This is a genomic window from Parasulfitobacter algicola, assembly GCF_013315265.1.
Lineage (GTDB): Bacteria > Pseudomonadota > Alphaproteobacteria > Rhodobacterales > Rhodobacteraceae > Parasulfitobacter > Parasulfitobacter algicola.
Map to the genome: position 1 here is coordinate 85,419 of NZ_JABUFE010000012.1, position 14,953 is coordinate 100,371.

The 14,953-nt window shown below is 53.7% G+C and carries 15 protein-coding genes; 4 read left to right on the forward strand and 11 right to left on the reverse strand.

Features of this window, described 5'->3' with window-relative positions:
* Window positions 1–22: 22 nt before the first annotated feature.
* Window positions 23–1,105: a TRAP transporter substrate-binding protein gene (locus tag HRQ87_RS16585; protein WP_174139562.1), complete on the reverse strand. Its 1,083-nt coding sequence runs from the start codon at window positions 1,103–1,105 to the stop codon at window positions 23–25.
* Between the two features lie 241 nt (window positions 1,106–1,346).
* Between HRQ87_RS16585 and HRQ87_RS16590 the strand changes: the two genes are divergently transcribed.
* The 4 genes from HRQ87_RS16590 (at window position 1,347) to HRQ87_RS16605 (ending at window position 6,789) form a co-directional block, all read left to right on the forward strand.
* Entirely contained in the window at window positions 1,347–2,762 is a 1,416-nt protein-coding gene (locus HRQ87_RS16590; protein ID WP_174139563.1) for a cache domain-containing protein, read from the forward strand.
* Entirely contained in the window at window positions 2,759–3,400 is a 642-nt protein-coding gene (locus tag HRQ87_RS16595) for a response regulator transcription factor (RefSeq protein ID WP_174139564.1), read from the forward strand. Before HRQ87_RS16590 ends, HRQ87_RS16595 begins: the two co-directional genes overlap by 4 nt.
* A 184-nt stretch (window positions 3,401–3,584) precedes the next feature.
* Window positions 3,585–4,988 carry an FAD-binding oxidoreductase gene (locus HRQ87_RS16600; RefSeq protein WP_174139565.1) on the forward strand — a complete coding sequence of 468 codons (1,404 nt, stop codon included), beginning with the start codon at window positions 3,585–3,587 and terminating at the stop codon, window positions 4,986–4,988.
* Between the two features lie 691 nt (window positions 4,989–5,679).
* On the forward strand, window positions 5,680–6,789 hold the full coding sequence (locus HRQ87_RS16605; protein ID WP_174139566.1) for a serine hydrolase domain-containing protein: 1,110 nt from the start codon (window positions 5,680–5,682) through the stop codon (window positions 6,787–6,789).
* 41 nt (window positions 6,790–6,830) lie between these two features.
* On the opposite strand, the gene HRQ87_RS16610 is transcribed toward HRQ87_RS16605, so the two are convergent.
* From HRQ87_RS16610 to HRQ87_RS16655, 10 genes are read right to left on the reverse strand one after another with little or no spacing between them, the layout of a single operon-like run.
* Complete coding sequence (locus tag HRQ87_RS16610; RefSeq protein ID WP_174139567.1) at window positions 6,831–7,811, reverse strand: ABC transporter substrate-binding protein; 981 nt, start codon at window positions 7,809–7,811, stop codon at window positions 6,831–6,833.
* Window positions 7,812–7,826: 15 nt separating this feature from the next.
* A complete protein-coding gene (locus HRQ87_RS16615; RefSeq protein WP_174139568.1) occupies window positions 7,827–8,663 on the reverse strand; it encodes an ABC transporter permease in 837 nt (278 codons plus the stop codon).
* On the reverse strand, window positions 8,660–9,577 hold the full coding sequence (locus HRQ87_RS16620; RefSeq protein WP_174139569.1) for an ABC transporter permease: 918 nt from the start codon (window positions 9,575–9,577) through the stop codon (window positions 8,660–8,662). Before HRQ87_RS16620 ends, HRQ87_RS16615 begins: the two co-directional genes overlap by 4 nt.
* Window positions 9,574–10,020, reverse strand: a complete 447-nt coding sequence (locus HRQ87_RS16625) for a GNAT family N-acetyltransferase (RefSeq protein ID WP_174139570.1) — start codon at window positions 10,018–10,020, stop codon at window positions 9,574–9,576. The genes HRQ87_RS16620 and HRQ87_RS16625 overlap by 4 nt, the downstream gene beginning before the upstream one ends.
* 8 nt (window positions 10,021–10,028) lie before the next feature.
* On the reverse strand, window positions 10,029–10,472 hold the full coding sequence (locus HRQ87_RS16630; protein ID WP_174139571.1) for a hypothetical protein: 444 nt from the start codon (window positions 10,470–10,472) through the stop codon (window positions 10,029–10,031).
* A gap of 5 nt (window positions 10,473–10,477) precedes the next feature.
* Window positions 10,478–11,269 (reverse strand): ABC transporter ATP-binding protein, encoded by a 792-nt coding sequence (locus tag HRQ87_RS16635; RefSeq protein ID WP_174139572.1) that lies wholly within the window; start codon window positions 11,267–11,269, stop codon window positions 10,478–10,480.
* A 57-nt stretch (window positions 11,270–11,326) separates the two neighbouring features.
* Entirely contained in the window at window positions 11,327–11,725 is a 399-nt protein-coding gene (locus HRQ87_RS16640; protein ID WP_174139573.1) for a hypothetical protein, read from the reverse strand.
* 2 nt (window positions 11,726–11,727) lie between these two features.
* Window positions 11,728–13,191, reverse strand: a complete 1,464-nt coding sequence (gene hydA, locus HRQ87_RS16645; protein ID WP_174139574.1) for a dihydropyrimidinase — start codon at window positions 13,189–13,191, stop codon at window positions 11,728–11,730.
* Window positions 13,188–13,658 carry a hypothetical protein gene (locus tag HRQ87_RS16650; protein ID WP_174139575.1) on the reverse strand — a complete coding sequence of 157 codons (471 nt, stop codon included), beginning with the start codon at window positions 13,656–13,658 and terminating at the stop codon, window positions 13,188–13,190. Before HRQ87_RS16650 ends, hydA begins: the two co-directional genes overlap by 4 nt.
* The gene (locus HRQ87_RS16655; protein ID WP_174139576.1) at window positions 13,655–14,905 is read right to left on the reverse strand and encodes a Zn-dependent hydrolase; all 1,251 of its coding nucleotides are present in this window, start codon (window positions 14,903–14,905) and stop codon (window positions 13,655–13,657) included. Before HRQ87_RS16655 ends, HRQ87_RS16650 begins: the two co-directional genes overlap by 4 nt.
* Window positions 14,906–14,953 lie beyond the last annotated feature (48 nt).

A 14,953-nucleotide genomic window follows, 5' to 3' on the forward strand; every position in this document is an offset into this window, starting at 1 on the left:
CTGTTAGGAAAAGCCGGTTGGCTTAGCCAAGAATGCGGTCACGTTGTGTACGATACACACCTTCGGAACGTGTCAGCCAGCCTGAAGACGCACGCATAGATGCCATCGCGCCATCATAGATCTTGTCATAAAGATCGCCGTCACGTTTGCTTTCCAGCGTATCCATTGCAGCTTTGCCCATCGCATCCCAAACACTGTCAGGGAATTCCAGAACCTTAACACCGCCTGATTGCAGACGCTGCAGCGCTGACCCGTTGTTGGACAGGAATTGCGCAAGGTTCCACTGGTGGCTTTCAGACGCAGCAATTTCGATGATTTTCTGATGCGCAGGGCTCAGATCTTCGAAAACTTCGCGGTTTGTGGCCAGTGACAGACCCGCGCCAGGTTCGTGGAAGCCAGCGGTGTAATAGAACTTGGTGATTTCCTGGAAACCAGCCTTTTCATCAGCCCAGGGGCCGATCCATTCGGTGCCATCAATCGCACCGGATGCCAGCGCCTGATACACTTCCGCACCAGGAAGGTTCTGAACAGATGCGCCCATTTTGCCAAGCGCTTCGCCACCCAGACCGGGCATGCGGAATTTCAGACCCTGGAAATCCTCGGGGCCCGTGATTTCCTTGCGGAACCAACCACCGGCTTGCGCGCCTGTGTTACCAGCCAGGAAAGATTTCAGGTTGAATATCTGACCCAATTCATCGTGCGCTTCCATACCGCCATTGTGGTAATACCAGTTTGACAGCTCTTGCGCGGTCATGCCGAAAGGCACAGCCGTAAAGAACGCGTAACCTGGATGCTGACCGACAAAGTAATAATCGGCACCGTGATACATATCGGCCTGGCCTGAACTAACGGCGTCGAATACTTCGAACGCGCCGACAAGTTCGCCAGCGGCTTTCACGTCAACAGTCAGCTGACCGTCCGACATGGCTGTGATGCTGTCAGCGGCACGTTGTGCTGCGTCAAAAACGCCAGCAAGACCGCGGCCCCATGTGGTGACCATAGTTAATGTACGTTTGCCTTGTGCGTATGCAGGGGCTGCAAGCGTTGTTGCTGCTGCAGCTGTGCCGCCTACTGCGGATGCTCTTAAAAAAGAACGACGATCCATATAGTGATCCTCCCGAAGATTATAATTTGCCCGCCTCGTTAAGCCGGGCGGATCGTTGCAAGTGGTCGAACCCTAACGTCAGCTTTGACGTTAAGGAATACCAAGTTATGCGTAGACCGCCCTTTTTTGACAAAAACCCCAATGAAACTGATCAATAAAACAGCAGTTTAGGAACTGAATTCATCATAAAACTGACAGATGGGGCTTTGATTTCACAAGATTCTTGCGTATCGAATCGACTATGCGTCGCTTTTTTTCCTTTGCCCGGATCACCTATAGCCAGAAGATCTTCTTGCTGGCGACCGTTCCGCTTGTACTGGCGGTTACGGCAATCGCTATTCTCGTGACTGTGCAGTCGCGCCAGCTTGCAGACCGCGAGATTAAATCGCTGGAAACCCAGTTGATCGAAGCCAAACGCGCCGAACTGAAAAATTATCTTTCCATTGCGCGCACCGCGATCGTCAACACCTATGGACGCGCAGCGCCTGATGATAATGCAGCCAAGCTGGAAGTCACACAGGCGCTGTCGTCCATGCTGTACGGCCAAGACGGTTATTTCTTTGTGTTTGATTATGAAGGCAATAATCTGGTCTCACCGCGCCAAACCTATCTGATTGGCGAAAACTGGAGCGGCCTGACAGATGCCAACGGCGTTCCCATCACGGATGAGTTGATTGAAATTGCACGAAATGGTGGCGGTTATCACAGCTTTGAATGGACCAAACCATCCACCGGCGAACGGGCGCCCTTTGTGACCTATGTCGCCGGGCTACAGGATTGGCGGTGGGCTGTCGGAACCGGTATATTCATTGACGATGTGTTACTGACCGTTGCTACGGCACGTGCCGATGTGGAAGCGCGCATTCGCAAGACATTTGTTTTCATCATCGCGATTTCTGTTGCCGCCCTGATGCTGGTCTTTCTGTCGGGCCTTGTCATCAATGTGCGGGAACGGCGGTTGGCAGATGCCAAACTCAAAGGTCTGACCCAGCGCATTTTCGACACCCAGGAAGAAGAACGCGGTCGTGTGGCGCGTGAATTACACGACTCGATCAGTCAAATGCTGGTCGGCGTGCGCTATACGCTGGAATTGGCCCGGCGCCGTCTGAACGCACAAGACACCCGCGCCAGCGACAATCTGGATGGCGGGATCGACAGCCTGAACAGCGCCATAGGCGAGGTACGCCGCATCAGTCGCGATCTGCGCCCCGGCGTGCTGGATGATCTGGGTCTGGGCCCTGCCCTGCAGGCGCTGACCGATGATTTCAGCACCAGAACAGGCATTGTAACCGAATTCCAAACCGTCGTTTTCCGCAACCGTCTGGATCAAGAGGCCAAGATCGCACTTTACCGCATCGCACAGGAAGCCTTGACCAATATTGAACGGCACGCAGGGGCCAATACAGTTCGTATTGATCTGAAAGGGCATAAGAAAGGCGCGACCTTGCGTATTGCAGACGATGGCACCGGGATTGAACCCCCTATCAACAAAAATACTGCCGCGCGTGGGCTTGGTTTGCGTAATATGCAAGAACGTATCGAACAGCTGGACGGTGTGCTGCGCATCTTGTCCACACGGACCGGCACAGTGATCGAAGCACAAGTGCCACTGACCCATATGCTGCCCCCCGAAGGCAAGACAAAGGTATCCGCATGAGCATCACAAAAGTTGTTATCGTTGACGACCACCCCATGGTTGCCGAAGGGATCCGCGCCATTCTGGAAACCTATGATGATCTGGATGTGGTCGCGACCCTTATGAACGGGCAGGAAGCGATTGATCAGGTCGAAGCATTGGCCCCCGATGTCATGTTGCTGGATTTGAACATGCCCGGCGTCAACGGTCTGTCGGCGACAGAAATCATTCTGGAACGGCGCCCGGAAACCCGCATTCTGATCCTGTCAATGCACGACAGCCCTGAATATATCTCAAGTGCGCTGAACCACGGCGCGCGCGGCTATGTGCTGAAAGATGTACCGACAGATGAGATCAAGACCGCAATCGACACGGTAATGGGCGGCGATCAGTATCTGTGCACGGGCGCAAAGGGATCGCTAAGCCCTAAAATGTCAGACGGGCGCGAGGCGTTGACCAACCGTGAACAAACAATTCTGTTGCAACTGGCACAAGGCAAATCCAACAAGGAAGTCGCTGCAGCGCTGGATATATCTGTCAGAACAGTGGAGACACATCGCAAAAATATCAAACGCAAACTGGGCATCAGCACAACGGCAGGATTAACCCGCTATGCCATGGAACACGGCGTTCTTCAGGGAACAGGTGTCGCATTCTAATCCGATTGAGCGCGCTGGTCGCGCGCATTTGGCCGCGCGTGCCGCGCTATAGTTGCCTTTGGCGAGAATATTTATGCCAAGCAGAAGGCGCATTTGCTTTTAGAAATATTGGGGCCGGGACTGATCTGTTTATGGCACCAATATATGGATATACATTTCTGCAGGTTGGGATGGGAGAATAAATTTGGCTGTTATAACAACACTTCACCGCAATGAAGATGGGATTTCCAGCGTTATCGGCATCTTGAAACAACAATTCGGAGAGCGTCTGCAAACCGGCCAAGCAATCCGTGAGCAGCACGGTCATACGACAACATGGCTGACAAATCAGGCCCCTGATGCCGTGGTTTTTCCCAAAAATGCTGAAGACGTTTCTGAAATTGTTAGAATTTGTGCTGAATACCAAGTGCCGGTGATCCCTTTTGGCACCGGGACTTCCCTTGAAGGGCACGTGAACGCACCGGGTGGTGGTATGTCAGTTGATTTAAGCCAGATGAACCAGGTTTTAGCAGTTCATAGTCAGGATCTGGATTGCGTGATCCAACCCGGCGTCACACGCAAGCAGCTGAACACGCATCTGCGTGATCAGGGCCTGTTCTTTCCAATTGATCCCGGTGCGGATGCCAGTTTGGGGGGCATGGCATCGACCCGTGCATCTGGGACGAACGCAGTGCGCTATGGGACAATGAAGGATAATATTTTGTCTTTACAGGCCGTTATGCCGGATGGTCAGATCATTCGCACAGCCGCGCGTGCGCGCAAATCTTCGGCCGGATACGATCTGACGCGCCTTTTGATCGGGTCCGAAGGCACATTGGGCATCATCACCGAACTAACGTTGAAACTGCATGGTATTCCAGAAGCGATGTCGTCGGCGATCTGTTCGTTCCCAACAGTCGATGCGGCGTGTCAGGCTGTGATTGCGACGATCCAATATGGTATTCCGGTGGCCCGGATCGAACTTTTGGATGCATTGACTGTAAAAGCCGTCAACGCTTATTCGAAACTGACGCTGCCCGAAGAAACACTGCTTTTACTCGAGTTTCACGGATCTGATACTGCCGTCGCAGAACAGGCCAAGACATTTGGCGAAATCGCAGCTGACGCCAGCGGGTATAATTTCACATGGACGACAAGCCCAGAAGAACACACAAAACTTTGGCAGGCCCGGCACGATGCCTATTGGGCGACGTTACAACTGCGCCCGGGCGCCAAGGGTATTTCTACGGATGTTTGCGTGCCGATTTCGCGGTTGGCCGATTGCGTGACAGCGACCCAAGCCAAGACAGTTGAGCTTGGATTTATGGCGCCGATTGTGGGGCATGTGGGGGATGGGAATTTTCACACATTGGTTTTGGTCGACACGGACAACCCGGATGAAATTGCCAAAGCGGATCATTTTGTCGGATGGCTGAATGATCTGGCTATTTCAATGGAGGGCACCTGTACGGGTGAACATGGCATCGGTCAGGGTAAGATACCGTATTTAAAGAAAGAATTAGGCCCAGCGACAGATGTGATGGCTACGATCAAGCGCGCATTGGATCCGCATAATATTATGAACCCGGGGAAGATTGTGGCGTTTTAGGCCCTTGGCTGACGTAACGTCTTGGTCGATCTTAATGCACCGCACGGCGGGGTGTCTGGTTATTGGCTTTCCAGCGTAACCCGCCAGCCCAACCCGTTTGTATATTTTGCACCGAGGTTTTGTACCAAAATTTTTGTACAAAACTGCGAGTCGTGACGGCTGAAGACCGTTTTGGGTTCTGTCAATAAGAGCGGTTGCGAAAGGTTTTATTAGGGTGTGGGATAGTGTTAAGATTTGCTGAGGGTCAGCGCAGACTGATTGACGCCGATCTTATAGCTGTTCTGTTTACCGCATCCGTTTCGTCGGTCGAGACAAGTTTTGAGTTCTGACTTCGCATTCTTTCCGATAATTGAAAGCGCAACAATACGATCAAGAAAATCGCTTTCGCCCATCTTTCCCAAATCATCAGCCGTAACGGCAATTTTCCCTTTTGATTGGTGACCTGCGTTATTTCGATAGTGAGCGTCAGCTGACTTTGATGTTCACGTCATAGCATTATCCAAGTTTGAAAAACAGCAATGCGTCCGCGCCAAACAAAATCTTAGAAGAACCCTAAGCGACCGTGATCAGACGTCCTTGCCAAATGTCAGGGCTGGCTTCATATTGATAAAAGTTTGATGTATGAACTGATTTTAAGGACGACCGCAAAATTGATGACCTTGCAGGAACATCCCGGAACAAACTTGCCAATATGAAAAACCTGAAGCGTGTCTTAGGTATCTGTCTGCTTGCGGCCGCAGCCATTATGGGCGGTCTTCTCACCTTTGCCCCACAAGTGCCTATCCTATTGCGCGAAGGCTTTCCGCCCGAGGTTTGGGCCGGCTCTGGGCGTTACCTCACAGTCGAAGGCGTGAATGATGAAGATGAAATAGACGGTCCCAAAATTCCCGCAGCGGCTCAGACGCGATTTGACGATGCTGGCGGCCGTGCGATGCTGGTAGAGCAAAACGGCACATTGATTTTCGAAAGCTATGGCCAAGGGTTCGGGCCACAAGATCGCCTGAACTCGTTTTCAATGGTCAAAAGCCTTGTCGGCGCCCTTGTCATACGTGCCTTGGCAGACAAGCGCATTACATCACTTGATGATCCGCTGGCGCTATACCTGGGACCAGAGGCCCCAGATGTTACCATAAACGACGCTCTGACTATGACGTCGGGGCTGCTATATGATGGCGAGCCGCCCAAATCTGTCGACGACGCAGGCTTTTCGCCCTTTGGTCCATTGGCCCGGCTGCACGTCTTTGGGATTGATGCCGTTCTGCCAGAGCTTACGGTCAACCCGACTGCTCAAGGTCAATTTGCCTATCAAAGTGTAAACACCGCGCTTCTGGGTGCCGTTCTAGAGGCCGCCTATGATCAACCCTTACCGCAAATTCTTTCGGATTTAATCTGGAAACCTGCCGGTGCCGCAAACGCTGATTGGCGGGCGTATTCAAAGGCCGAGGGCGTATCGGCCTATTGTTGTCTTTATGCCCGGCCTGAAGACTGGCTGCGCGTCGGGCGCTATCTTTTGGAAAATGGAACGCCCAATGAACCATTCTTGCCTGACGATCTTTGGCGTGATTTCATTATACCAGAACTTGCCGTTTCACTGCGGCACGAAAGTACCTATGGATGGCATTTAAGGCATGACGTTTTGGACCGGGACGGCGAAACACTGGCCGGACCATTCGCCTATTTCATGGGGCACGGCGGTCAGATGTTGTACCTGCTGCCTGAGAATAACATGGTCGTTGTGCGCTTTGGCGAACGCCCGCAGTTATTGCATTCAACCCTGTACGAATTGTCGCCACCGAAATAACAGATGAAGTCCCGGACTTGATCCGGGACCTCAAGGTGCATTTAGTTCAGTGCTGCGTCTGTGATCGCGCTGGTCCAGGCGCCTTCGGGGGCTTTGGTGATCACGGGATCAGAACCGCCCGCCAGCAAGGTTTGTACGGTGCGGTCGAAATCGGCCGGATCAAGCGCGCCGTTCGATCCGGCGGTCAGTTTGGCGATCTCGCCCATCATGCGCTTTTGGTGCGCTTCGGTCTGCGCGCCGGTGGCGTCGTTTTCCAGCACGATCTCGGCGGCCTCATCCGGATTTTCTTCGGCATATTTCCAGCCACGCATGCTGGCACGGACAAAGCGGACCATTTTATCGACAAAGGCCGGATCTTCCAGATTTTCTTCCAGCACATACATGCCGTCTTCCAATGTGGCGACGCCCTGTTCTTCGTATTTGAAGGTGATCAGTTCGTCTTCGCCAACGCCTGCATCCAGGACCTGACCGTATTCGTTATAGGTCATCGTGCTGATGCAATCGGCCTGGCGTTGCAGCAGCGGGTCAACGTTGAAGCCCTGTTTCAGGACGGTCACGCCGTCTTCACCGCCTTCGGTCGGAATGCCCTCTTGGCTCATCCAGCTTAGGAAAGGGTATTCATTGCCAAAGAACCAGACGCCGATGGTCTTGCCGCGGAAATCCTGCGGGGATGTGATGCCGGTGTCTTTCCAACAGGTCAGCATCAGACCGGATGTCTTGAAGGGTTGGGCGATGTTGACCACCGGCAGACCCTTTTCACGCGCCGCAAGCGCCGAGGGCATCCAGTTCAGCATCACGTCTGCGCCGCCGCCCGCCAGAACCTGGGGTGGGGCTATGTCAGGACCACCGGACAGGATGGTCACATCAAGGTTTTCTTCTTCGTAAAACCCCTTGTCCAGGGCCACGTAATAGCCCGCGAATTGCGCTTGCGTGACCCATTGAAGTTGCAGGCGCACTTCGTCTTGCGCGGCCGCGGCCGTTGCACTGATCGCGAATGCGACCGTCATCAGTAGTTTTTTCATTATCGTACCTCCTTGTTATTTTCGTTGCGAGGGGTGCCAGAATGTGACCCCCTTTTCTATTGCCGCAATCACCCCATAGAATGCCGAACCGGCCAAAGCCGCAACGACAATCTCAGCCCAGACCATATCCAATGCAAGCTGCCCCACGGAAGTTGAGATGCGAAACCCCATGCCAACCGTGGGTGATCCGAAGAATTCCGCGACAATTGCCCCCACAAGCGCCAATGTTGTTGAAATTTTAAGCCCGTTGAAAATAAAAGGCATGGCGGCAGGCAGGCGCAGTTTGATCAGGGTTTGCAGATAACTGGCCGAATAGGTCTGCATCAGATCGCGCTGCATGGCTGTGGTTTCCTGCAGGCCAGCGACAGTGTTGATCAATACGGGGAAGAAAACCATGACAACCACAACAGCCGCTTTGGATTCCCAGTCAAAGCCGAACCACATCACCAGGATCGGCGCGGTCCCCACGATAGGAAGCGCTGCGATAAAGTTGCCCACGGGCAGCAGGCCGCGTTGCAGAAAACCCGAACGATCCACCAGAATGGCCGTTAGAAACGCGGCAACGCAGCCAATGACATAGCCCGACAATGCGCCTTTGAAAAAGGTCTGAACAAGATCGGCCCACAGGATTGGCAAGCTTGTGGAAAAGCGAGCCGCAATGTCGGTGGGCGCCGGTAGGATAACACCGGGAATGTCAAAACCCCGAACAGCAATTTGCCACAAGATCAGCAGCGTCAGACCAAAGATCATCGGAACCAAAAGCCTGGCGATACGGTGACCCGATCGGGACAAAGCAACATTCGCCCCCCACCCAAGCGCCCAGACCAGACAAAGCTGCGCTGTCACGATCATGCCCCTGCCCCCATCCGTCGCAGCATCATTTTCTGTACTAATCCGATAAAGCCCACCAATGCCGCGGCCACGATAGCGGCGGCGAACAATGCCGACCAGATCTGGATCGTCTGGCCATAATAACTGCCCGTCAGCATCCGCGCGCCAAGGCCGCTTTGGGCACCGGTTGGCAGTTCGCCCACGATGGCGCCGACAAGCGATGCCGCAATACCGATTTTCAGCGAGGCAAACAGATAGGGCATTGAGGCAGGCAGCCGCAGTTTGAAGAACCCTTGGGTTTTCGTGGCGCTATAGGTGCGCAGCAGGTCCAATTGCATCGCGTCGGGACTGCGCAAACCTTTGACCATACCAACAACAACAGGAAAAAAGCTGAGATACGCGCTGATAACAGCCTTGGGCAACAGACCCTGCACGCCAATGGAATACAGCACCACGATGATCATCGGGGCTATGGCAATGATCGGGATGGTCTGGCTGACAATGGCCCAAGGCATCACGCTTAGATCCATAACACGGCTATGTACGATGCCCACGGCCAGCAGAATGCCCAAGCCAGTCCCGATGGCAAAGCCCAGCAATGTCGCACTTAGGGTGATCCAGCTATGATAGACCAGCGACCGTTTGCTGGTGATGCGTTTATCAACCGTGGTGTCCCATAATTCCGCCATCACCTGATGCGGCGCAGGCAAACGGGGCCGATCCTGATTGAACGTCGCGCCGATGGCAAAGCTGTTTTGCATCACCAATCCAAAAGCCCCTGCATCGCGACGATCGCGAGCCGACGGCGGAGTGACGGTGGCCCCTGCCCGTTCGGCTTGGGTCAACGCCTCTTTTATGTTCATCGGAACCACGGCCAGATACCAAAGCCCTATGATCACAGCGATCACTGTCAAAACCGGGATAATCGACCTCATGCGGCGCGTGTCCATTCGTAAAGAATATCTGGCAAACCTTCTTCGTTATCCCCGTTGGTTCGCCGGACTTCGTAAAACCCTTGGCGTTTGTAAAAGCGCTGCGCATCGACGTTTTGTTGAAACGTCCACAAATGCAAATGGGCGCGCTGCGTTTTGGCGTGTGTCAATAATTTCGATCCGATCCCGCAACCGGGTGTCGTCACATAAAGCGCCATCACCAGACCTTCTGGCGACAGCACAAGAAATCCGTTGATGGGGCGGCCCAGCACAAAAACGTCATGCTGCAAAAACATGACATCTTCGAAATATTGCGCAACCCCGTCATGTGTATGAACGCGCGGCATCCACGACGTCGCATCAATCCAGTCATTCAGGATCGCGGCACATGCTTCGGCCTCGCAAACCCGTCCTAACCTGATATGGCTTGCGCTTGAAATATCCATCAACTTCTTCATGAATGGCTTTCTTGGCGTGATAGCAATTCACGAGACTCAATCTGATCCTGCGTTTCAGGATACCAACCTTTTTCACCGACACGTACAGCCGTAATAAACAGATCAGACACCCGTATGGCCTGATAAATAGCGCGCGTCTGCCAGCACGTATTTCCCTGATAACCGACTTGTCGCAAGAAAATGGCGCGTGCCGTGTCGGCAAACATACGGGCCCAAACTTTTTGCTGGTGAATGTCTGGCATATCTTCTTCGATCGTCAGACCACGACCTGACCAAAAAAGCCCTTGGTCCCACTGGTCTTTTATTCTACGATATTCATCCAGTTCGGCGCCCGATAGATCGCTTCGGGCACAAATTTCAAGTGTGAATTCCAAAAGCGTATCGAAATGCCGATTGCTAAGTTGGATGTGGGTGTCCTGGAAAGAAATAAGGCATGCCATCGTGATTACGCCATGGCCGTATCATGCCCTGCGCGCAGTCCTTCGCGGACCTGGTGGGCCAGCTGCGCAAATTCAGGTGTGTCGCGGATATCAAGGGGTCGTTCTTTAGGCAAAGGGCTTACAATCACATCCCTGATCCGGCCTGGTCGGGGACTCATCACGACGATTTTGGTCGACAGGTAAACGGCTTCGGAAATAGAATGTGTGACAAAGCCGATTGTCTTGCCTGTCCGCGCCCAAAGCGCCAAAAGCTGTTCGTTCAGGTGGTCACGCACAATTTCGTCCAGCGCGCCAAAAGGTTCGTCCATCAACAGAATATCGGCATCAAACGCCAACGCGCGGGCGATACTGGCGCGTTGCTGCATACCGCCAGAAAGCTGCCAAGGATACTTGTGTTCAAACCCTTCTAGATCAACAAGTTGCATGACTTTTTTCACGCGGTCAATTTGTTCAGATTTGGGGTATCCCATGATCTCAAGCGGCAAGCGGATATTGCCGCCAATCGTGCGCCAGGGATACAGCCCGGCGGCCTGAAACACATAGCCGTACGCCCGCGCCTGACGCGCCTGATCCGGGGTCATGCCGTTCACGGTCACCGTGCCGCCTGTCGGATGTTCAAGGGCTGCCAACACACGCAAAAACGTCGTCTTGCCACAGCCAGAGGGGCCGATAAAGCTGACGAAATCGCCCTTGTCGATCTGCAGGTTCACATCTTTCAGCGCGTGGACCGGACCATCGTTTGTCTGAAAAGTCAGATCAAGGGCTTGGGCGGTGATGATCGGGTTAATTGTATTCATTCTATTCCAATACAAATGGTTTTCGTATTCTTATTAATCATGCACGTATCGAATATCTTAACCATTTCTGCGCGCAACCAGTTCACTTACGATGTCGTGGCTTTCTTTCAGGCCGATCTTACAATGCTCGCGCACCATCTTGATCGCAGTCAGCTTGCTTCCGCTTTTCAAAATTGGTTCTAACTCAGCCATCAGCGACGCTGGTAGTGTGTCGGCCGTCACACTATCAGACGGTCTTACCGTATGCGGTGTCATTTTACGCCGTAAATCCAGGTGTTGAGGTGGGTTTTGCTGTGGTTTGCTGCGTTGAGAAATACCCATAAAATAGGCAAGAGGAACAAAAGCCACAGCCACCCATGGATTGATTTGCAGTCCAAAAGCAGCAACGCCGAAAAGAATTAAAGCCATGATCAGACGTGGAATTGTGAAAATCCTGTCCGGTGTTTTGATAATCAATGTTAGACCCCCGCCGGAATATTCATCGGGTTACGGTCGATCTTGCGCGGGGTGTTCAGGGCTTTCCACTTGCTTAGCGCTTTAGACGCGCTGGCAAAGGCAGGGCGGCGCACGAATTTGCCGCGACCCGGTTGAGGTTGGCTGTTTTGGCCATACGCCCAGACCACATCGCCACGCGACAAGGTGTAACGGGGTTGGGTGGTGACCTGCATCCCTTCGAAGACATTGTAATCAATGATAGATTTCTGGGTGCTGACCGCAACGGTCTTACTGATTGTCGGATCCCAGACCACCACATCGGCGTCCGCCCCGGGCACCAGCGCGCCCTTCATCGGATAGATGTTCAGGATTTTGGCAATATTGGTCGATGTCACGGCCACAAATTCCTCGGGCGTCAAACGGCCCGTTTCGACACCGGTTGTCCACAGCATCGCCATGCGTTCCTCAAGCCCGCCTGTCCCGTTGGGGATCATGCAGAAGTTATCCAGACCCATCTGCTTTTGTTTGTCTGTGAACGCAGCATGATCGGTGGCGACGACCTGCAAAGACCCGGCGGCCAGGCCGTTCCACAGGCTGTTCTGATGATCCTTGGACCGGAAGGGCGGCGACATCACGCGGCGGGCGGCGTATTGCCAGTCTTTGTTGAAATATTCGGTCTCATCCAGCGTCAGGTGCTGGATCAGCGGTTCGCCATAGACGCGCATTCCCTTTTGTCGTGCGCGCCGGATCGCCTCATGCGCCTGTTCGCAGCTGACGTGGACGATATAAAGCGGCGTGCCCGCAGCGTCGGCAATCATGATGGCGCGGTTCGCGGCTTCGCCCTCGACCTCGGGCGGGCGGGAATAAGCGTGACCTTCGGGGCCAGTGATGCCTTCGGCCAGATATTTTTGCTGCAGCTCTTGCACGATGTCACCGTTTTCAGCATGTACCAGCGGCAGCGCGCCCAGTTCGGCGCAGCGTTTGAAAGACGCGAACATCTCGTCATCCTCGACCATCAACGCACCTTTGTAGGCCATGAAATGCTTGAAGGTGTTGATACCGCGCGCATTAACAACCTGCTCCATCTCATTGAAAATGCTTTCATTCCATCCGGTGATGGCCATGTGATACGAGATATCGGTGCAGATCTGATCCTTGGATTTACGGTCCCAATCATCAATGGCGCTCAACAAACTACCGTCTTCGCCGGGCAGACAGAAATCCACCAACATCGTCGTGCCGCCTGCCGCCGCAGCAAAGGTGCCCGATGTGAATGTTTCGGCCGCCGTGGTGCCCATGAAGGGCATTTCCAGATGTGTGTGCGGATCGATCCCGCCGGGAATGACATAGGCGCCTTCGGCATCAATCGTTTCATCGCCCGTCAGGTTTTCGCCAATCTGCGCGATCTTTTCGCCCTCAATCAGCACATCCGCGGTGAACTGTCTGTCTGCGGTAACGATTGTTCCGCCTTTGATGACTTTGGTCATTGATCGTTAGCTCCTTGTAGTACTGCTTTATATGCGAAGGCAGTTTCTGCAATGTTCTTACATGTAGCGGCGTCGCCATTCCAAATAGGGTTTTCGCTCCAAGCAGAACCAGTTAGCGCATAGCTCTGTCGATAGTTGGACAGATAGATGTCAGCTATAGTTCGCATATCCATTTCAGCTGTATTTATTTGATGTTCTAAGCTTGAGTTGGCTCTACTATTGCGCTGTAACGCTGCCACAGCAACCAAAGTTCGAATTGTTAACTGCAACTCTTGAAAAATAGGTTCTTCAATGATTTGGCCTGACCACTCAACGTTAGCAAGATAGAAACCTGCACACCGCACTAATGGATAAGTTTCTTCATATTTTGAAGAGTTCATTTTAGATAGCGGCTGTATGTCTTGTGCAACGACAGCAGTAAACCCAAACGATATTATAGCAGCTAAAATCGCAGTTCGAAACCTCACCCCACAATCTCCGCCGTCTCGACCACAGCATGGAACAGCACATTTGTGCCAGCAGCGGCCCATTCGAGGCTGATCTCTTCGGCCTCATTATGGCTAAGGCCGTCGACGCAGGGGCACATGATCATAGCGGTGGGGGCGACGCGGTTGATCCAGCAGGCGTCGTGGCCCGCACCGCTGATCAGGTTCATATGGCTGTATCCCAGACGTTCAGCGGCGTTACGTACGGCCGCCACACAGCCGTCGTCAAAGGTGACAGGGTCAAAGTGGCCGACATCCTCAATCTCAAACCCCAGTCCAAGATCGGCGGCGATTTTGGGGGCTTCGGCCTCAAGCCGTGCTTTCATACCGTCCAGTTTCGCCTGATCGGGCGACCGGAAGTCGATGGTGAAGACCACCTTACCGGGGATCACATTGCGCGAGTTGGGATAGACATCGCAGTGGCCAATGGCACCCACGGCACCCGGTTGATTATCCATCGCGATCTGGTGGACCAGTTCTGTGATCCGCGCCATGCCCAGCCCCGCATTCACGCGCATGTTCATCGGGGTCGATCCGGTATGGCTTTCCTTGCCCGTCAGCGTGACCTGCAGCCACCATAGCCCCTGCCCGTGTGTGACGACGCCGATGTCCTTACCCTCAGCCTCCAAAATCGGGCCTTGTTCGATGTGCAGTTCAAAGAAGGCATGCATTTTACGTGCTCCGACCTCTTCATCGCCCTTCCAGCCGACGCGCCCCAGTTCTTCGCCAAATTTTAGCCCGTCGGCATCCACCCGATCATAGGCCCATTCCTTGTCGTGCATCCCGGCAAACACGCCGCTGGCCAGCATCGCGGGGGCAAAGCGCGTGCCCTCTTCGTTCGTCCAATTCGTGACGACGATGGGGTGTTTGGTTTTAATGTCGAGGTCATTCAGGGTGCGGATGATTTCCAGCCCACCGAGCACGCCCAGAACGCCATCGTATTTGCCGCCCGTTGGTTGCGTATCCAGATGGCTGCCGACATAAACGGGCAAGGCATCAGGGTCGGTGCCGTCGCGGCGGGCAAACATGGTGCCCATCTGGTCGACGCCCATGGTCATGCCAGCCTTTTCGCACCATTGCTGAAATAAAATACGACCTTCGGCATCGTCATCGGTCAAAGTCTGGCGATTATTACCGCCCGCCACACCGGGGCCAATTTTGGCCATGTCCATCAAGCTGTCCCACAGACGTTCGCCGTTGATCTTCAGGTTTTCGCCTGGTGCAGTCATTTCAATTTTCCCCGTTGTCCCGTCCCGGACCCAATCCGGAACCTCTTG